This is a genomic window from Neisseria sp., from assembly GCF_030523955.1.
In the GTDB taxonomy this organism is placed as follows: domain Bacteria; phylum Pseudomonadota; class Gammaproteobacteria; order Burkholderiales; family Neisseriaceae; genus Neisseria.
Genome location: NZ_JAUNHL010000001.1, coordinates 18,464 through 37,770 on the forward strand (window position 1 = coordinate 18,464; position 19,307 = coordinate 37,770).

Below are 19,307 nucleotides of genomic sequence, written 5' to 3' on the forward strand. Positions count from 1 at the left end.
AGATGTGTTCATGGTAAGCATCACTACGGTTGAAATCAAATTTTATTTTTATAGGTGATATTAAAAAAATATAGAACTGTGTTCCCCCTTCATAAACCCTTCATCCTTTCAAGAGACCCCCGCCACTTTGTCATACCAATCCAGCCCAATCAGGCTGTAGAACTGTTTGCTGAAAGTGTATTCGTTGATGGCTTTAATGCGCCGGGCTTTCAGCAAGGCGTCCAGCGCGCTGGCGGGGATTTGTACGGTGCGGGCTGGAGAGTTTGTTGTCAGTTGCAAGGCGTTTAAATCGGGATGGCCGCCGCGTTGTATGGTGTTTTTTTCAACGGAACGGGAAACATAAAAGGCCTCGGTATCGAGAAAATCGGCATCCACCAAGCAGGAATACAGCATGCAGGTGAAGAAGGCATAGGAAAACCATTTTGATGGGCATCGGCCTTCAAAGGCGGTGCGGGCAGCTTTTCTGGCAGGGCGATTTCTTGCTGCCAAACGGGGGCAAGACCGGGAATGTCTTTGCCGAAGGACAAGGCAAGGCGTTGCGCCAAGGTGCGGCGGTTATCGCCCTCGCCGTTACCGTTGGCCAAGCCGGCATGGTGGCCGGCAATGCAGAAGGCCATCAGCTTGCCTGCCTTGTCGCCGAACCGTTCTACCGCAATTTTGGCGCCCGCGGTGGCGTGGTCGACTGATTTTCCACCGCGTAAACGTGCAGCAAATTCAGGCGTGTATTTGCCCAAATCGTGCAACAGGCCGGTATGGCGTGCGGCTTCCTCCGCACCAAAAAAACCGGCAAACCCCGCCGCCATCTCTCCGACTTGAGCAAGATGGCTGTGCAGGGTTTGCCATTGAGATTCGGGCTGGTTTTCGACGGAATGGGCGTGATAGATGAGGTGAGTATCGGTAGCCACCGTTCATTCTCCGTAATATTTGTAATATTTGTTTAGATTGTTATGATATTTTTCTTTACTATACCACGATTTTTTATTGGTTTCACCTGACATAAAAATGCCTGTCTGAAAAGTTTCAGACAGGCATTTTTATGTATAAGGCAAGATCAGATGACGGCGTTGATATAGCTCAAACCGACCAGTTGCTTTTCGGGATCCACCTCGGTAACAGCAAGTTTTACGGTGGTTTTCGCTGGTAAATCCATCGGGATGCCGGTGGCGCGCGCGACCAGCGGCAGGCCGTTGAGCCGCACCAACTCTTCGCGCAGAATCACTGCATTCACTTCGCGGAGGTTTTCCTGCTGCATATAAACCAGTGACCAATAGCCTTCCAACTCCCGCTGGAAATCGTTGTACGCGCTGTAGGTAGTATCAAAATCGCGCAGGGCAGCAAACAGCATGGCATCGCCGCTGGCAAAGCGCGGCTCGCCGATGCCAATCAGGCCGGCGAGCTGTTTTTGGTTGATGTAATCGGCGGCGCGACGCAACGGTGAGGTAAACCAACCATAGTGGGCGACGCCCATGCCGATATGCGGCTCGGATTGGGTGCTCATGCGCACTTTTCCGGCCGGTTGGACGCGGAACAGGCCGGGTAGCCCGGCTTCGTGCAGCATCTGCGCCCAAGTGCTGTTGGCCAGTATCATCATTTCGCTAACCAGCGTGTCGATAGGCGAGCCGCGCTCGCGGATGCTGATGCGTACTTTACCGTCGGGCTCGAATTCGATACCGTAATCATACGCTGGCGCGGCATCTTCAAGGTATTTGCCGCGCTGTTTTTGCAAAGCAATCGCTAATTGGTAAAACCAGATCAGTTCGCGGTGGTGGGAGAACATCGTTTCACCTTCGGCATCCAACCCGGTTTTGGCATTGAAATGCGGTTCGATGGTACCGATACGCAGGTTTTCGGCAATTTTTACGCGCTCGACGCGGGTTTGCGGATTACTGACTTGAAACTGTTCGTTCACATCGAAATAAATACTCATGGCCAAGCGCTCGCTGCCGGCATCGAGGCTGAAAGCGCCGATCCAGTTTTCCGGCAGCATGGTAATTTTGCCTCCGGGATAATAGGCTGTGCTTTGGCGTTGAAAAATCTGTTGTTCAATGCTGCTGCCGGGCTCGATTGCCAGCGCAGGAGCGGCGATGTGGATACCGATGCGCTTATTGCCGCCGCCCAAGTCCTGCAAAGAGAGGGCATCGTCCACTTCGGTGGTGCTTTCGTCGTCTATGGAAAAAGCGCTGACGCCTTCGGCCAGCGGCCATTCTTCAAACGGCGGAACCGGCAGATCGGGAAAACCGATACCTTTGGGAAAGTGCTTCAACTCGAAGCCGTCCAACATAAAAGCGGCCATCGAGGAAACACCGCCCACCCGTTTCGCCAATTCGTAAGCGGATATTTTGCGGCCATCGGCGGCTTTGTTGAAGGCTTTATAGGTCAAGGCTTGTTTGTCGGGCGCATGCAGAATCTGTTTCAGATCGGCAGCGATTTCCGGCGGCAAACGGTCTTGCTGCAATTCCTCCACCCACGCTTCGATTTGCGCTTCCTGCTGTTTTTTGCGCTCAATGGCGGCCAGCGCTTGTTTCAAAGTTTCTTCCGGCGCAGCTTTGAAAATACCTTTGGCCTTTTTATAGAAATACATCGGCGCGGCATAAAGCGCGATCAGGGTAGCGGCCAGCTCCGTGCCAGTGGGTTTGTGGCCGTAATATTCTTCGGCAATTGCTTCGGCGCTGAATTCTTCTTGGCCGCAGGTTTCCCACAATAAATCGGTATCGATTTCGCCCGCTTCGGTTTGCGCGGCGTTGAAAAATTGGTCCAGCGGCTCGGTGAATTCGGCGAATACGTTGTTGGCTTTGACTTTGGTACGTTTGCCGTGTTGGGTATCCACTTGGTAGGTGCTGTCGTTCTTCTGCACGATGGTGGCTACTTTGAACTGGCCGCTTTCTTCGTAAAATATATTCATTTTATATACCGTATTATCTGGCTGCTTGTGTTCCGATGGTGGGATAAAATGCCTGTCTGAAAAGGACGGACTTTTCAGACAGGCATAGACGGCGGAAAACTTTATTTCTGCCAATGCGTTGCTGTGACAAATTCCAAGAGGCCGATTTTGCCACCTCCGCCGTGGTAGCCTGGTGGTACAAGGGAATTTTCCCGCCATATCTGGAGCGGACAACGGGATTCGAACCCGCACAAAAGGCTTGGGAAGCCGTTATGCTACCGTTACATCATGTCCGCCAACCGTTCACACTTTTTTCACGAATTCGGATTTCAAATTCATCGCGCTGCCCTCGATTTTGCAGGCGATATTATGATCACTATCCGGCTGCAAGCGGATACCTTTGACTTTTGTGCCTTGTTTGATGACTTGCGAGCTGCCTTTGATTTTCAAGTCTTTGATCAGCAAAACGGTATCGCCGTCAGCCAATACGACACCATTGGCATCGACAACTTGATCAACGCTGCCGCTTTCTTCCTCATGCCAAGTATGACCGCACTCGGGGCAGGCGAGGCTGTTGCCATCGTGATAGCCGTAAGTAGAGCTGCATTCGGGGCAAATGTATTCCATGTATTTCTTTCTGATGGTAGATGCCAGACAAGAATGCCTGTCTGAAAAATATCTGCAAAGCCTTGCTATCGGCCTTTTGTTTAAGCACGCCGGATGGCTTTGTCTGCAATATCCCTGCGGTATTGCATGCCGTCGAAACGGATTTTTTCCAGAGCCTGGTAGGCTTTCGCCTTGGCTGCTGCGGTGTCGTCACCCAAACCGACCACACAGAGTACACGACCACCATTGGTAAGGATTTCGCCGTTACCGCCCGCGTTTGTACCGGCATGGAATACCTTACCAATGTTATCCGCTTCTTCCAAGCCGCTGATAATATCACCTTTTTTCGGGTTATCCGGATAGTTTTCAGCCGCCAGCACCACGCCGACCGCGGTTTGCGGATTCCATTCGGCGCTAACACCGTCCAACTTGCCATCCAATGCCGCCTGTACCAATACGGCCAAATCACTGTCGAGACGACTCATAATCGGTTGGGTTTCGGGATCGCCGAAGCGGCAGTTAAACTCAATAGTATACGGCGCTCCATGCTGATCAATCATCAAGCCTGCATAAAGAAAGCCGGTAAACTCATTGCCGTCGGCCTTCATACCGCGCACGGTGGGCAAAATAATCTCGTTCATCGCGCGCTCGTATACTTCCGGCGTTACCACAGGGGCAGGGCTATACGCCCCCATACCGCCCGTATTCGGGCCCTGATCGCCGTCTAACAGCCGTTTATGATCTTGGCTGGTGGCCATAGGCAATACGTGCTCTCCATCCACCATCACGATAAAGCTGGCTTCTTCGCCCTGCAAAAAGTCTTCAATTACCACACGCGCACCGGCATTGCCCATCTTATTGCCCAACAGCATATCATCGATGGCATCGTGCGCCTCCTTCAAAGTCATCGCTACAATTACGCCTTTTCCGGCTGCCAAACCATCCGCCTTAATCACGATCGGCGCGCCTTTTTCATCTACATAATCATGTGCTGATTTGGCATCCTCAAAGGTTTGGTATTGCGCAGTAGGAATGCCGTGTCTTTTCATAAAAGCTTTGGCAAAATCTTTCGAACTCTCCAGTTGCGCCGCCGCACGGGTAGGGCCGAAAACCGGCAACCCCGCCGCACGGAAGTCATCAACAATACCCGCAGCCAATGGCGCTTCCGGGCCGATAACGGTAAACGCCATATTTTCGGCACGACAAAACTCGATCAAATCCTGATGATCCGTTTTTGCCAAATTCGTTAACTTAGCTTCCCGCTCGGTACCTGCATTACCAGGAGCGACAAAAACGGTCTCCACCATAGGGGATTGCGCCAATTTCCAAGCCAGGGCATGTTCGCGACCGCCGCTGCCAACCACTAGTAATTTCATTTCACATTCCTTTTTTTGGCAGGGGAGGGATTAATATTCAAACAGTTATAAGATCCCGTTTAATCCGATGTCGCCCCTGCTAATATCCTATCAAACAACCCTTCAAACGCCAGTGCAGAAAGGCCATAAGGCGTTAATTATAACGGATAATACGATGCCTGTCTGAAACAATCTTTCAGACAGGCATCGTGCGCCTACTCCTCGTCCTGAGAAATCGCTTCTTCCATTATTGTTATCGCCCGTGTTTCCGCCCAGGCTGCTAAGCACTCTTGATAACGCGCCAGCGGAATACGGATATAAAGCAAGCAATCCAACTGCAAATCCTGCCGGATAATATCCGCCTCATGTGTTTTTGCTATTCGGATGGCATCACTCAGCGCCGGATAATCGCAACGCAAGCATACCGCTTTCTCAATATTTTTTTCCACCACCTCTGCTATAGCCAGCGCTTCAGCAGTAGCGCTTTTATAAGCATGAATCAAACCCGGCACCCCCAATAGTGTACCGCCGAAATAGCGCACCACTACTACCAAAACGTCGGTAAGGTTCGCCGAGTCAATCTGACCTAGAATCGGCCTCCCGGCACTACCCGAAGGTTCGCCGTCGTCATTGGCGCGAAACTGATTGCCATCTACGCCCAAACGGTAGGCATAGCACCAATGGCGCGCCTTATGATGCTCTTGCCTCAGTGCATCCACATAAGGCTTCACTTCCGACACACTGCGGATAGGGTAGGCAAAAGCAATAAAACGGCTCCCTTTTTCTTTAAACTCAGAGGATACCGGTTGGCTAAGCGTACGAAACGTAGTCGCTTTAGCCGGCACAATTTTCCACCTCTTTCCGTATGGACTGCAACAAAGCATCCACATCTTGTTCGCGCGTATCAAAGCTGCACATTAAGCGTACCGTACCCTCAGTATCCCAATCGTAAAAAGAAGTATGTTCCCTTACTTTATCGGCCACACCGGCAGGCAAACGTACAAACACACCATTTGCTTGCGGCGGATACATTAACGAGACGCCCTTCATGTTTTCCAATCCTTGCACCAGCCGCGCCGCCATTGCATTGGCTTGCCGCGCCGATCTCAACCATAAATCACCCTCCAACAAAGCAATAAACTGTGCAGAAAGAAAACGCATTTTAGAAGCCAATTGCAAATTCATCTTGCGCAGATATTTCATGCCGTCGGAAACCTTTTCCGAATTGAGCACCACCACACACTCACCAAACAGCAAACCATTTTTAGTACCGCCGAACGACAAAATATCCACACCAACATCGGTAGTCATTTCACACAATGTGACATCCAACGCAGCCGCCGCATTAGCCAAACGTGCGCCGTCCATATGCAATATGATATTGTTTTCACGGCAGTACCGTGAAATTGCTCGAATCTCATCTACCGTATAAAGTGTACCCAACTCCGTACTTTGCGTAATACTGACCACCAAAGGCTGGGCTCTGTGCTCAAAACCATATCCATGCGCTTCGCGGTTAATTAATTCGGGGGTTAGTTTGCCGTCTTCAGTCGGAATAACCCATAACTTGAAACCGCCAACCGCCTGCGGAGCTGTACTTTCATCTACATTAATATGTGCCGTTTCCGCACAAATGACTGCACCCCAGCGAGGCAATACCGACTGCAAAGCCAGTACGTTGGCACCGGTTCCATTCCAAACCGGCCACGCATGTGCCTGCTCACCAAAATGTTGTTTGATTACTTCCTGCAAGCGCTCGGTATAAGGGTCATTCCCATAAGCGCCAACATGTCCTCCGTTTGCAGCAGCTAGCGCAGCCAGAACCTCAGAATGGGCGCCGGAGTAATTATCAGAAGCAAATGAAATTTTTTCTAATGGGTGTAGGGGTTCCATAAGATTTCTTTCAATAGGGAAGGCCGTCTGAAAATTTCAGACGGCCTGTTTCACGTGAAACATTTAGTTTTTCAGCGCAGTAGTTAATTGGGGAACGATTTCAAATAAATCACCTACCAAGCCATAGTCGGCAATATTAAAAATCGGGGCATCCGGATCTTTATTGATAGCCACAATAACTTTGCTGTCTTGCATACCTGCAATATGTTGAATCGCGCCGGAAATACCAACGGCGATATACAACTCAGGTGCAACTACTTTACCGGTTTGCCCAACCTGATAATCATTCGGCGCATACTCCGCATCTACCGCAGCCCTAGATGCACCTATAGCAGCACCCAAAGCGTCTGCTAAAGGTGTTAATACCGCATCAAACTGCTCAGCTCCACCCAAAGCCCGGCCTCCGGCAACCACCACACGTGCTTGCGTTAATTCAGGGCGATCCGATTGAACCAGCTCACGTCTCACCAAACGGCTCAAGCCTTGTTCTGCCGCCGGAGCAATATCAACCACATCCGCATTGCCGCCTTGTGCTGCAACAGCATCAAATGCGGTAGCCCGGAAGGTTAATACCAGTCTGGGCTCATCACTGCTAACCGTAACAAATGCATTACCGGCATAAATGGGGCGGATAAAAGTATTTTCATTCACAATCTCAGTCAAATCGGAGATCTGCGAACAATCGAGCAAGGCAGCAATACGCGGCATCAAATTCTTACCTGCGGCCGAGGCAGTCGCGGCAATATAGCGATAATCTGCCGCCAACGACACCACCAACGGCGCCAGTTCTTCAGCCAAACCACCGGCATAATAGGAGGCGTCGGCAGATAAAACTTTGGTCACTCCCTCTACCTGACGGGCTTGGTTAACCACCTCAGCAGCATTATCCCCCGCCACCAACAAATGAACCTCTCCCAAACGACAAGCCGCCCCAACAGCATGCAGCGTCGCCGGATTTAAGGTCTGATTATTATGTTCTGCAATCACCAATGTTGTCATTATTCCACTCCTCAAATCGCTTTAACCGCTTTGAGTTTTTCAACCAACTCTACCACACTCGCTACTTTCACCCCACCGCTGCGTTCGGCCGGCTCAGCATAACCCTTAACGTGCAAGCGCGGCGTTACTTCTATCGCCAACTCTTGCGGCGTCAGCTTTTCCAGCGGTTTTTTCTTGGCCTGCATCAAATTAGGCAACTTAACAAAACGCGGCTCATTTAAGCGCAAATCAGCACTGATAACCGCTGGCAATTTCAACGCCACTTCTTCTACGCCGCCATCAATTTCCCGAACAACCCGCACCTCTTCAACATCCAAATCCACCTTACTGGCAAACGTACCTTGCGGTGCATTCAGCAATGCCGCCAGCATTTGGGCAGTTTGGTTGGCATCATCATCAATTGCCTGCTTTCCCAGAAAAATTAATTGCGGCTGCTCTTTTTCAGCTATTGCTTTCAACAACTTGGCTACCGCCAGCGGCTCCAACACCGCCTCGGTTTCAACATGCACAGCGCGATCAGCACCCATTGCCAATGCGGTACGCAGAGTATCTTCGCTTTTCTTACCCCCCAGTGAAACCGCAACAATCTCACTGATTTTACCGGACTCTTTCAATCGTACCGCTTCTTCCACCGCAATTTCATCAAACGGGTTCATTGACATTTTCACATTGCCGGTATCGACATCCGAACCATCGCTTTTTACCCGAACTTTAACGTTGTAGTCCACCACGCGCTTTACCGCAACCAGTGCCTTCATAACCATACTCCCTGCCCGAATCGGGCAACATTAAATTTCAATAGATTTATCGAATCCAGTAACATGCCGCGCGACAAATTTTTCAATTATATTACTTATTCAGCCGCCGCCATATTCGACAACAATTGCCGATACACCACCTCGACATCGGGCATCTGCCCAACTCCGCCTACATTACTGGCCCAATCGGAAACCTGTACGCCGGTTTTTTCCGGATCCGTATCGGTATAAATTCCCACCAGCGGCTTATTCAGAGCATTAGCCAAATGCAGCAAACCGGTATCTACTCCGATTATCCCCGCCGCACCTTGTAGCAAATAAGCAGCCTGCGATAAAGTCAGCTTTTCGCATACATGAGCAAACGGCAGTTCAGCCGCCATTTCCTGCGCCCGTACCAGTTCCTCCGGATTTCCCCAAGGCAAATAGATGTGTGCACCATCGCGCTCATGCAATTTCTGCATCAAACCTAACCAATTTTGCTGCCGCCATAACTTACTATCCCGGCTGGTAGCATGCAACGCTACATAATAAGGAGAACACAGATCCTGCAACACCCCATCAGCCGGTACTTGCACGCCAAATCTCAAATCGGCCGGCAATTCATAATCAAAAACCTGAGAAAACAACAACCGGTTGCGCAATACCGCATCCAAGCCTTTTTGTACTGTAAATTTTTGCTGATAAAACCAACTGGCTCCCGCCTCACGGGCGCTAGCCGAATCCAAGCCCTTTACCGGAGCACCTGACAACCGCGCAAACAAGGCACTCTTAAACAATCCCTGGCTATCCAACACAAAATCAAATTGCTGACGGCGTAACACCTCTTTTAAATCTTTCAACGCATACCAAGTGTCCGCATGAGTAAGTTGCTTACGCCATTGCCGCCAACGCAGTACATGAACCTTACGCACAAACGGATGCAGGCGCGCAATATCTGCAAAACCAGCCTCACACAACCATTGTAGCTCTACCTGCGGGCACGTACGCGCCAAATCTTCCACTGCCGGCAGCGTATGAATCAAATCTCCCATGCTGGAGAGGCGTACGAGCAGGACTTTCATATTTCTAACTCTTAAACAAGCATTCAAATTAGCCGGAAATTATTTTCAGACAGGCATTCCCGCAGATGTTTCACGTGAAACATAAAGCAAATAAAATTTAAGTTATTGATTTTAAATATTTCTGTACCTCATTGGCATTTTCTAAAATAACCACATTGGCCTGACGCATTTCCTCCCAAGCCGCCTCCACGGTTTGCGGAGCGATGCCGCGGCAGGCAGCAGCATTCACCACCACACGCCAACTACCGCCGGCTGCCAGCTGCAATACGGTATGCTTTACGCAGTAATCAGTAGCCAACCCGCCCACCAATACGACTTTGGTTTGTTTAGCCGTCAGCCATTCCAGCAAACCAGTGCTCAAACGCTGTTCAATATCGTGATAACATGCGCCGTAAGGGTGCAATTCAGGGTCTACCCCCTTCCACACACAATAGTCATATCCCGAAATATCCGGCAGACCGTCCAGCAATTCAAACCCTTTAGTGCCCACTATTGCGTGCAACACCCAAGTTAAATCGGCGTTTTTCAGGCCGGTTTTTTGCAGCATATCCACAGGATTATCCACAAGCCATTTGGCGGCCGGACTGTGCGCATCTTTGGTCATCACCCGCAAATCGGCCAGTGCAGCCTGTGCATTCAATTCGGCGGCAATCTGATCGCCGTCTTCGACCGGCAACTCTTGCGGACAAAGCGGCGTAAAGGTTTTTTGTGCATCCACATCAATCGAAACGATCATCGTGCTTCCTAGGCTTTCGGCTGCAAAGCCGCATTATAACAAAAGCCGCCACCGGTCGTGCTACAATTCCCACAACTTTTCAACATAGTTATCCACAATGTCATATACCATTCGCAACATAGGCCGAATTAGCTCTCCTTATCGCCAAAAATTCGGTGTGGCCCGCCAACCCGGCTTGGTACCGGCCGCTGAAATCTGCATCACACTAGATGATGACTTCAACGCAGACTGTGTGCGCGGGCTGGAAGGATTCGGCTATATCTGGGTGCATTTTATCTTCCACGGCGTGTTGGGAGAAGGCTGGTCGCCGCTGGTACGCCCGCCGCGCTTGGGCGGCAAACATAAAATGGGGGTATTCGCCACCCGCAGCCCGCACCGGCCCAATCATTTAGGTTTGTCGCTATTAAAGCTGGAACGGATAGACAGTGGCCAACCGGTACGTATCTGGTGCAGCGGCGCCGATTTGATGGACGGCACGCCGGTTATCGACATCAAACCGTATATTCCCTTTGTGGAAGCCAAACCCGACGCGGCCAGCGGTTTTGTCAGCGGCGAGCCGGAACGTCTGGATGTTTGCTGGCAAGCGGGAGTAGGCGACAATCTGCCGAAAAGCTTGATCGATCTCATCGAACAAAGCATTGCGCAAGACCCGCGCCCGGCATATCAGGATTTACCCGAGCGGGTGTATGTGATGGCGGTAGACGCTTATCAAGTGCATTTTTCGGTAAACGGCCGCCAAGCGCAGGTGCTGGCGGTAAAAGCGGGTCATACGGCGCCAAGCCGATAACAGGCGCAAATTTTCCGTTTTATGAAATATCGCTTTGTTTTCAGACAGGCATTTGCCTAAACAGTCGGCTCAAATACCGGCAATATCCAATCATCTGTATGCTCGAATAGTATACAAATTTACATTCAATGTTTTTTCAGACAGGCATACGAGAAACCCCAATGCCTGTCTGAAAAATAATTCTTACCCAAACAGCAGATATTAATCCGCTAATTCCTGCGCCAACCATTGCAAAGCAAACGCCACCGCCTGTGCGCGCACCGCATCGCGGTCGCCGGTAAAATGCATGCGGCGGGCGAAGCTGGTTTGGCGGGTAGCCAATCCAAAGCAGACGGTGCCGACCGGCTTTTGCGCGCTGCCGCCATCCGGGCCGGCAATTCCGGATATCGATAGGGCATAATCGGCATTGGCCAACCGGAGGGCACCGTCGGCCATTTCGCGCACCGTCTCTTCGCTTACCGCACCGTGCGTTTCCAAGGTATGCGGCAGTACGCCGAGCAAACGCTGTTTAGCCTCGTTGCTGTACGTTACCCAGCTCATATGAAACCAAGCGGAGCTGCCCGGCAGGCGGGTAAATTCCGCCGCCAGCAATCCGCCGGTACAAGATTCGGCACAGCTTACGCTTTTACCCGTCGCCATCAGCCGTTCGGCGATGTTCTGTAAGTTCATCATCCATCCTCTCACGGAAATTAAGGGGTAATCGGATCGTTTTTTAACAGGCGGTATTGGATACGCAGAAATTCATCGAGCACCAATTGCTGGATTTCCAAACGTTTGGCCACCGGCGAAGCAAAGCGTACCACCAATAAATAAAGTTTATCATCATGCGGTACACGGCTGATACGCGGGCGGGCGGCCGGCGTGATAAACAGTTTTTGCACCTGAACCACCTCGTGATATTTCTCGATGGCCTGAATGTACGGCGCACATTTTTTCTGCAATACCGCATCCAACGGGGGCACGATGGCATCGGAATCAAGATGGATGGGAACGGGTATTTCGAAAGTATGCACCACAAAACTGCCCAGAATATTGTCGCGCTGCACCGTTTGGCTGAGCAGCAGGCTGTTGGGAAACGAAATGGTTTTGCCGGAAAGCTGGCCGATCAAATCATTAGGCCCGACCTGCATCATCAACGTATTGAGCAGATTGATATCGACCACCCGCCCGCGCATATGGCCGACTTCGATATAATCACCCACCGAATACTGTTTGGTTACCGCACGCAACAAGCTGCCGGACAAACACATAATCAGCTCTTTAGTCGCCAAAACCGTGGCCGCCGCTACCGCCACCATCGAGAGGGCGAAGGTCTGAATCTGGCTCGCCCACACCGCAAACAAGCAAATTATGCAGGCGATAAACGCCAGATTGCGGCTTACCACCACCGCCCGCCGTTTGTCTTCAATTTCCATCTCGGGATGACGGCGGAAATTCAGCTGCAACAATATCTGGCGGATAATCAGCACCGCCAACACCAGCAGCACGGAATAAATCCATTGGAGGCGAATGGGGCTGTTTTCCAACAATGAGACGAGGTAGTTGAAAAGGTCGGTCATGTAAGCTCTCGTGGAGAAAGAATAGGGCGGCGGAGGTGATTGCCGAATTGTACAATGCCTATGCCCTCGGATAAATGCCTGTCTGAAAACTTCGGCCTTTGTTTTCAGACAGGCATTTGTTAATCAAACCGCAATCTTTGCAAAACGCCTAACCGGCTGTTTACCCCGCCGTATGAAAAAACGCTCTGCCAACCGGCAAAGCGTTTTTATACGGATAACCCGAAAAGATGAACTTATTTTGCAGTTTTCGCACCGCCGGTAAGCTGGTCGAACACACCGCCGTCGCCGAAATATTTCGGCATGATTTCATCCCAAGAGCCGAATACATCGGTCGGACGGAAGGTTTCCACCGGTGGCAACTCTTTGGCGTGTGCCGCCAAAACCTCTTTATCGGCCGGGCGCAAATACAGTTTGGCACCCAATTCCTGCGCCGGTTTGCTCCACAGATATTTCAGGTATTCGGTCGCTTCTTTACGGGTGCCTTTTTTATCGACCACGCTATCGACCACAGCCACCGGACTTTCCATGCGTACCGAGTAAGGCGGGTACACCAGTTCGAATTGGCCGGCACCGAATTGTTTGGCCGCCAGATTGGCTTCGTTTTCAAAAGTCACCAACACATCGCCGATGCTGCGCTGCACAAAAGTAGTGGTCGCCGCGCGGCCGCCGTTTTCAAATACCGGCACGTTTTTCAGCACTTTGCCGACAAATTCGCGGGCTTTGGCATCATCGCCGTTATTAGCTTTGAGCGCATAACCGTAAGCACCGAGGAAGGAATAGCGGCCGTTGCCGGTGGTTTTCGGATTGGAAATCACCACTTGCAGATTCTCTTGCGCCAAATCGCCCCAATCTTTAATGTTTTTCGGATTGCCTTTGCGCACCAAAAATACGGTGGTACTGGTAAACGGAACCGCATTATCCGGGAAAGCTTGTTCCCAGCCGGCTTTCACCAAACCTTTTTTCACCAGCAAATCGATATCCGAGCCCTGGTTCATGGTCACCACATCGGCCGCCAAACCATTGGCCACCGCCAATGCCTGCTTGCTGGAGCCACCGTGCGACTGCTGGATGGAAATCTCCGCCCCGCCGTTGTCTTTCTTAAACTGCTCGACAAACATCGGGTTGTAATCTTTATAAAAATCGCGCGCCACATCGTAAGACACATTCAGCAGCTTCACGCCGTTGCCGCCTTCAGCGACCGTACCGGAAGCACCGGAGGCGGCAGGAACCGCAGCCTGTTCGGTTTTCGGTGAGCAACCGGCCAAAGCGGCCAGCGCAAACAGAGCGGCAAAAGTAGTAACAGTTTTCATTGGTTTTCCTTATATAAAAAATTTCAGACAGGCATTGTAATATGCCTGTCTGAAAAAGAGAAATAATGCTTTATTTGTTGCTAATACTATTTACTTATATATTTACTGTTTACACCTGATTCCACATGGTGAAATACAGAATAATCACGATGCCCAACACGATGCGGTACCAACCGAAAACTTTAAAGTCGTGCTTTTTAATATAGGTCATCAGAAATTTGATGGCGATGATGCTGACCAAAAAGCTGGAAATCAGGCCTACGCCCATTACCGCCAACTCTTCACTGGTAAAGTCCAAGCCATGTTTGGCGATTTTCAGCGCGCTGGCGCCAAACATCACCGGAACCGCCAGAAAGAAGGTAAATTCGGCGGCCACTTCGCGGCGCAACCCCATCACCATACCGCCCAAAATGGTAGAGCCGGAGCGGCTGGTACCAGGGAAAACCGCAGCAACCACCTGGAACATACCAATCCAAAACGCATCTTTATACGTGATTTCCTCCAACGAGTTCACCCGCGGCGTTACTTTTTTATTGTGGTTTTCGATACCGATAAAACCGATACCGAACAAAATCAGCATAATCGCCACCGTCCAAGGATTGAAGAACAGCGCTTCGATATAATCGTCAAATAACAAGCCGATAACCGCAGCCGGCATACAAGCGGCAAAAATTTTATACCACAACACTTTTTTTTCCGGCAGCAGGCTCATGCCCGCGCCAAACGGCCAGATTTTATTAAAATACAGCAATACCACCGCCATAATCGCACCCAGCTGAATCACCACCAGGAACATATTGACAAAAGAAGGCGACATATTCAGCTGCATAAACTCTTCGAGCAGAATCAAGTGGCCGGTCGAACTGATAGGCAGCCACTCGGTGATGCCCTCCACGATGCCGAAAAGCACCGCTTTTAAAATTTCACTCATGGGAAAATCTCTTAAATTTAAACAGATAATTGTAATACGGAAAAAAATCAAACCGCAGATTTTACCTGATTGGGCCTAAACATTCCTGCAAAAAAAGATAAACGGGCAAAATGATGCCGTGCTGGTGATTTCATGCGAAAACATGATAAGCGATAAAAAACATCCGCTTGCATTTGAATGATTAAAAAACAGGCAATCTTGCTGCCTGTTTTGCATGATATAGTCGATTCAAATAAAATGTCTGGTAGAGTGCGGACGTTTTCGTCCGCTTTTCATGTATGATTCTGGATATTTTGCGGACAAGGACGTCCGCGCTCCAATCTCGGAGTTTTATTTTAAATCCACTATAGATGCCTGTCTGAAACCGGTTTTGCCGTACGGCAAAACAGAATTCATCCAAACACTTTAATAATAACCGGTCGTTTTCTACATACATTTTTTCAGACAGGCACACGCCTGTCTGAAAAAACCTAATGGCTGAAACCCGGCTTAATCACCCATTACCTTGCCTTCGCGGCGCGGATCGGCGCCGCCTTGCAAGCCCTCAGGCGTAATCACAATGCCTTGCACGCCCGAATTCAAATCGCGCACTTCGGTTTTATAACCGATGCCCGCCAAGCTGCCGGCAAAATTGGCCGCCGGTGTGTTTTGCTCCAGTTCGTAGGTACCGAAACGGTTAATTAAATTGGGATAGCTGATCGCCTGCTGGATGTCCATGCCCCAATCGATGTGCGCCACCAGCGTTTTGGCCACATAGCCGATGATGCGGCTGCCGCCGGGCGAACCGACCGCCAGATAAGGTTTGCCATCTTTCAGCACAATGGTCGGCGCCATTGAAGAGCGCGGCCGTTTGCCGCCCTCCACCCGGTTGGCTACCGGTACGCCGTTTTTCTCCGCTTCGAACGAAAAATCGGTTAATTCGTTGTTGAGCAGATAACCGTTGGCCATCAACGTGGAGCCGAAAGCATTTTCGATTGATGTGGTCATCGAGAGCACATTACCCGCTGCATCCACCACCACGATATGGCTGGTAGACGGCAGCTCGATGGCCGAGGCCGAAGCGGTTTTGATACCGGCCACTTCGCCGGCCGACACTTCAGCTAAAGCCTGATCCGTTTGTTTCAACAAGGCGGCGCGCTGTTTCAGATAGGCATTGGATAACAAGGCTTGAGCCGGCACTTTAACAAAATCCGGATCGGCGGCATAACGGTCGCGGTCGGCAAACGCCAGACGCGAGGCATCACCGAGCAGGCGCAAGGTTTGCAACTGATCGGCTTTCAATTGTTCCGGCGCAAACTGGTTGAGTATGCCGACAATCTGGCCGACCGCAATACCGCCCGAGCTGGAGCCGCCCATGCCGCACACTTCAAATTCGCGGTAAGCACCGCACACCGGCGTGCGCTCAATCACGCGGTAGCCGGCAAAATCGGCGGCCGAGAGTTTGCCCGGATTGTCTGCGGCGCCGTTAACCGCTTTCACAATATTGCGCATCGGTTCGCCACGGTAAAACGCCCTGCTGCCTTGTTCGGCCAACAGTTTTACCGAGGCGGCGTAAGCCGGGTTTTTCAATAAATGTCCTGCCGCCAGCGGCTCGCCGCCGGGCAGGAAATAAGCCGCCGTTTCCGGATAACGCTTAAGCGGCTCCTGATTGGCCTTCACCGATTCGGCCATGCGCGGCGATACGGCGAAGCCCTCTGTTGCCAACTGCTCGGCACGGGCAAACAAACCTTTCCACGGCAGCTTGCCGTAGCGTTTGTGCATGTCTTCCAACAACAGGGGCACGCCGGGCGTGCCCACTGAGCGGCCGCCGACCACCGCCGTCATGAATTCCAGCGGTTTGCCGTTTGCATCCATAAACAATTGCGGCGTAGCCGACTTGGGGGCGGTTTCGCGTGCATCGAAAGTCGTCAACTTTTTGGCCTGGTTGTCCCAATACACCACATAAGCGCCGCCGCCCAAACCGGAAGACTGCGGCTCCACCAAACCCAATACCGTTTGAATCGCAATCATCGCATCCACCGCGCTGCCGCCTTGTTTCAACACCTCATAGCCCGCTTCGGTGGCCAGCGGATTGGCCGAAGCCGCCATAAAACGCGAAGCACGGATCAGTTCTTGACGGGTTAAGCCGCTGCCGCGCTCCGGTGCCGTGGCATCGGCGCCCTGCGGCGCAGCCGGCGTGCCCGTATCGCTGCTTTTCGGGGTAGAACAGGCTGCCAAAAACGCGGCGGCCAACAAAATGGCAGGATGTTTCATAACGACTCTCTTTCTCTCTATCGGGGGTGTTTTCGGATGTTCGCGCAACTTGGCGATAACCGAAAGTTAACCTTTTTTGACCCGAATGAAAAGAGAATAAACTCAGCCAATGCCCGCCGAATGCAAAACCTGTGCCCGAAGCCTCACGATTGAGTTTATCAATCACGACTATTCAGTCCGGCAGATTTGCTTTATCATTTCCAAGGTAAGCATTTCGGCAAAATCTGCCGCATCCTGTTTTTTTTCAAACCCATCAAGGAGAACTCCATGGCCGTATTGGTAGATAAAAAAGCCCCGTTTTTCCACGACGACAAAACCTTCTCAGCCGTTTTGGGCGACGGCAGCATTGTTGAGAACTTCAGTTTCCAAAACGCGGCAAAAGGCAAATACGCGGTCGTATTCTTCTACCCGCTGGACTTTACCTTCGTATGCCCGTCTGAAATCATCGCCTTCAACAACCGTTTGGAAGAATTCCAAAAACGCAATGTCGAAGTAATCGCCGTTTCCATCGACAGCCACTTCACCCATGCCGCATGGCGCAACACTCCGGTGAACCAAGGCGGTATCGGTCCGGTCGGTTTCCCGATGGTGGCCGACATCAGCCACGAAATCGCCAAAGCCTACGACGTTGAAAGCAGCGGCGGCGTGGCTTTCCGCGGCTCCTTCCTGATCGACAAAGACGGCGTGGTGCAACACCAAGTGGTTAACAACCTGCCGTTGGGCCGCAACGTAGACGAGATGCTGCGCATGGTAGACGCGCTGCAATTCTTCGAAGAAAACGGCGAAGTTTGCCCGGCCGGCTGGCACAAAGGCGAAAAAGGCATGAAAGCCGACGCCGCCGGCGTTGCCGCTTATCTGGCCGAACAAGCCGACAAACTGTAATTTCGGTTTGCTATAGCGAAAAAGTTAAGTTAACCCGCTATAGCAAAACTTAAATGCCTGTCTGAAACATTTTTCAGACAGGCATTTTGTTTCGGATTCGATAATCATAAAAAACGGGCAAACCGAAAAAATTTGAGACCTTTGCAAAAAATTTTTTAATCCTGAATTTATTGGTATCTCGTCATACTCGGGCTTGACCCGAGTATCTGCTTTTTCTTCTCGAACAAACAGATGCTCGGGTCAAGCCCGAGCATGACGGAACAGTTACGATATTGCTTAACGCGACAAATCGTCGGTCAACTTCTGCAAAAACGCCAACCGCTCCAGCCTGAGCGTACCGTTTTCCGCCGCCGCCTTCACCGCGCAACCGGGCTCTTGGCGGTGGCTGCAATTATGAAAACGGCACTGCCCCACCAAATGGCGCATATCCGGGAAATAATGCAGCAAATCCGCTGCCTGCAAATGATGCAGGCCGAATTCCTGCAAACCCGGCGAATCAATCAGGCGGGTTTCGCCGTCCAAATCATAAAGGCGGGCATGAGTGGTGGTGTGTTTGCCAGAATCGAGCGCGGTAGAGATTTCGCCCACCCGCGCCACTTCGCCGCCCAGCAGCGCATTGGTCAGCGTCGATTTTCCCATCCCCGACTGGCCGAGAAAAATATTGGTTTCGCCCTGCAAAACCGGTCGCAACGCCGAAACATCGTGCAACGCACTCACTTCCACCAGCGGATAGCCCAGCGTTTGATAAAACGCCAGTTTCTCGCGCCATTGCGCCGTTTGCGGCAAATCCGCCTTGTTCAATACAATAACCGCGCGGATATCCGCCGCCTCCGCCGCCAGCAGCGCCCGTTGCAGCAACCATTCGTTAGGAGAAGGCACCGCCGCCAACACGATTAATAACTGGCTGACATTGGCCGCAATCAGCTTGGATTTCCAAGCATCTTGCCGGTAGAGCAGGCTTGTGCGCGGCAAATAATCCTCAATCACCGCCTGCTCTTGGTTCACTTCATGAATGTGCACAAAATCACCGCAAGCAAAATCCACCCGTTTTTTACGGGTGGTGGCATCAAAACAGCGACCCTCGGCGGTACGCACGGTAAAGCGGCGGCCGTAGCTGGCGATAATTTGGGCGGTGTCGGTCATGGTAGTGCAGAAAAGGAAAATGTCATTGTACCCGCGCTAAGCCTTTTGTTGTACAAAACTTGGCAATGCAAGAGGAATGCCTGTCTGAAAAAACATAACCTACTATTTTTTATGATTTTTTAAGTTCCGTTTTGAGGTTTAAAAATTTTTCCA

Annotated in this window: 18 protein-coding genes, 1 tRNA gene and 1 pseudogene; 2 read left to right on the forward strand and 18 right to left on the reverse strand. The window is 51.2% G+C overall.

The features are described 5' to 3' along the window. Positions 1-108: 108 nt before the first annotated feature. The 12 genes and pseudogenes from Q4C79_RS00065 to Q4C79_RS00120 all read right to left on the reverse strand — a co-directional run bounded on the left by Q4C79_RS00065 (position 109) and on the right by Q4C79_RS00120 (position 10,289). On the reverse strand, positions 109-279 hold the full coding sequence (locus Q4C79_RS00065; RefSeq protein WP_303089079.1) for a hypothetical protein: 171 nt from the start codon (positions 277-279) through the stop codon (positions 109-111). Next, positions 274-905, reverse strand: a pseudogene (locus tag Q4C79_RS00070) (CRISPR-associated endonuclease Cas3''); the annotation flags it as partial. The gene Q4C79_RS00065 and the pseudogene Q4C79_RS00070, both read right to left, overlap by 6 nt. Before the next feature lie 146 nt (positions 906-1,051). Beyond that, the gene (locus Q4C79_RS00075) at positions 1,052-2,902 is read right to left on the reverse strand and encodes a ribonuclease catalytic domain-containing protein (protein ID WP_303088991.1); all 1,851 of its coding nucleotides are present in this window, start codon (positions 2,900-2,902) and stop codon (positions 1,052-1,054) included. Between the two features lie 201 nt (positions 2,903-3,103). Continuing rightward, positions 3,104-3,177 (reverse strand) — tRNA-Gly (locus Q4C79_RS00080). A 7-nt stretch (positions 3,178-3,184) separates the two neighbouring features. Continuing rightward, positions 3,185-3,508: a zinc ribbon domain-containing protein YjdM gene (locus Q4C79_RS00085; protein ID WP_303088992.1), complete on the reverse strand. Its 324-nt coding sequence runs from the start codon at positions 3,506-3,508 to the stop codon at positions 3,185-3,187. Between the two features lie 80 nt (positions 3,509-3,588). Continuing rightward, positions 3,589-4,863, reverse strand: a complete 1,275-nt coding sequence (gene purD / locus Q4C79_RS00090; protein WP_303088993.1) for a phosphoribosylamine--glycine ligase — start codon at positions 4,861-4,863, stop codon at positions 3,589-3,591. Between the two features lie 194 nt (positions 4,864-5,057). Then, the gene (locus Q4C79_RS00095; protein ID WP_303088994.1) at positions 5,058-5,687 is read right to left on the reverse strand and encodes a YigZ family protein; all 630 of its coding nucleotides are present in this window, start codon (positions 5,685-5,687) and stop codon (positions 5,058-5,060) included. After that, a complete protein-coding gene (locus tag Q4C79_RS00100) occupies positions 5,677-6,735 on the reverse strand; it encodes a low specificity L-threonine aldolase (RefSeq protein WP_303088995.1) in 1,059 nt (352 codons plus the stop codon). The genes Q4C79_RS00095 and Q4C79_RS00100 overlap by 11 nt, the downstream gene beginning before the upstream one ends. A gap of 63 nt (positions 6,736-6,798) precedes the next feature. Next, a complete protein-coding gene (locus Q4C79_RS00105) occupies positions 6,799-7,734 on the reverse strand; it encodes an electron transfer flavoprotein subunit alpha/FixB family protein (protein ID WP_303088996.1) in 936 nt (311 codons plus the stop codon). A gap of 11 nt (positions 7,735-7,745) precedes the next feature. Then, positions 7,746-8,492, reverse strand: a complete 747-nt coding sequence (locus tag Q4C79_RS00110; protein WP_303088997.1) for an electron transfer flavoprotein subunit beta/FixA family protein — start codon at positions 8,490-8,492, stop codon at positions 7,746-7,748. A gap of 95 nt (positions 8,493-8,587) precedes the next feature. Next, entirely contained in the window at positions 8,588-9,553 is a 966-nt protein-coding gene (waaC, locus tag Q4C79_RS00115) for a lipopolysaccharide heptosyltransferase I (protein WP_303088998.1), read from the reverse strand. A 97-nt stretch (positions 9,554-9,650) separates the two neighbouring features. Beyond that, positions 9,651-10,289, reverse strand: a complete 639-nt coding sequence (locus Q4C79_RS00120; protein ID WP_303088999.1) for an isochorismatase family protein — start codon at positions 10,287-10,289, stop codon at positions 9,651-9,653. A 97-nt stretch (positions 10,290-10,386) separates the two neighbouring features. On the opposite strand from Q4C79_RS00120, the gene tsaA reads away from it, so the two are divergent. Beyond that, a complete protein-coding gene (gene tsaA / locus Q4C79_RS00125; RefSeq protein ID WP_303089000.1) occupies positions 10,387-11,076 on the forward strand; it encodes a tRNA (N6-threonylcarbamoyladenosine(37)-N6)-methyltransferase TrmO in 690 nt (229 codons plus the stop codon). Between the two features lie 201 nt (positions 11,077-11,277). Here the strand turns inward: tsaA and Q4C79_RS00130 are convergent, their stop codons facing one another. The 5 genes from Q4C79_RS00130 to ggt all read right to left on the reverse strand — a co-directional run bounded on the left by Q4C79_RS00130 (position 11,278) and on the right by ggt (position 17,129). Further along, complete coding sequence (locus Q4C79_RS00130; protein WP_303089001.1) at positions 11,278-11,748, reverse strand: CinA family protein; 471 nt, start codon at positions 11,746-11,748, stop codon at positions 11,278-11,280. Positions 11,749-11,765: 17 nt separating this feature from the next. Continuing rightward, a complete protein-coding gene (locus tag Q4C79_RS00135; RefSeq protein WP_303089002.1) occupies positions 11,766-12,635 on the reverse strand; it encodes a mechanosensitive ion channel family protein in 870 nt (289 codons plus the stop codon). A gap of 233 nt (positions 12,636-12,868) precedes the next feature. Next, positions 12,869-13,945 (reverse strand): sulfate ABC transporter substrate-binding protein, encoded by a 1,077-nt coding sequence (locus Q4C79_RS00140; protein ID WP_303089003.1) that lies wholly within the window; start codon positions 13,943-13,945, stop codon positions 12,869-12,871. A gap of 109 nt (positions 13,946-14,054) precedes the next feature. Further along, positions 14,055-14,876 carry an undecaprenyl-diphosphate phosphatase gene (locus Q4C79_RS00145; RefSeq protein ID WP_303089004.1) on the reverse strand — a complete coding sequence of 274 codons (822 nt, stop codon included), beginning with the start codon at positions 14,874-14,876 and terminating at the stop codon, positions 14,055-14,057. 489 nt (positions 14,877-15,365) lie between these two features. Continuing rightward, a complete protein-coding gene (ggt, locus tag Q4C79_RS00150; RefSeq protein ID WP_303089005.1) occupies positions 15,366-17,129 on the reverse strand; it encodes a gamma-glutamyltransferase in 1,764 nt (587 codons plus the stop codon). Between the two features lie 267 nt (positions 17,130-17,396). On the opposite strand from ggt, the gene Q4C79_RS00155 reads away from it, so the two are divergent. After that, a complete protein-coding gene (locus Q4C79_RS00155) occupies positions 17,397-18,011 on the forward strand; it encodes a peroxiredoxin (protein WP_303089006.1) in 615 nt (204 codons plus the stop codon). 276 nt (positions 18,012-18,287) lie between these two features. Here the strand turns inward: Q4C79_RS00155 and rsgA are convergent, their stop codons facing one another. Then, positions 18,288-19,154, reverse strand: a complete 867-nt coding sequence (rsgA, locus tag Q4C79_RS00160) for a ribosome small subunit-dependent GTPase A (RefSeq protein ID WP_303089007.1) — start codon at positions 19,152-19,154, stop codon at positions 18,288-18,290. Between the last annotated feature and the right edge of the window lie 153 nt (positions 19,155-19,307).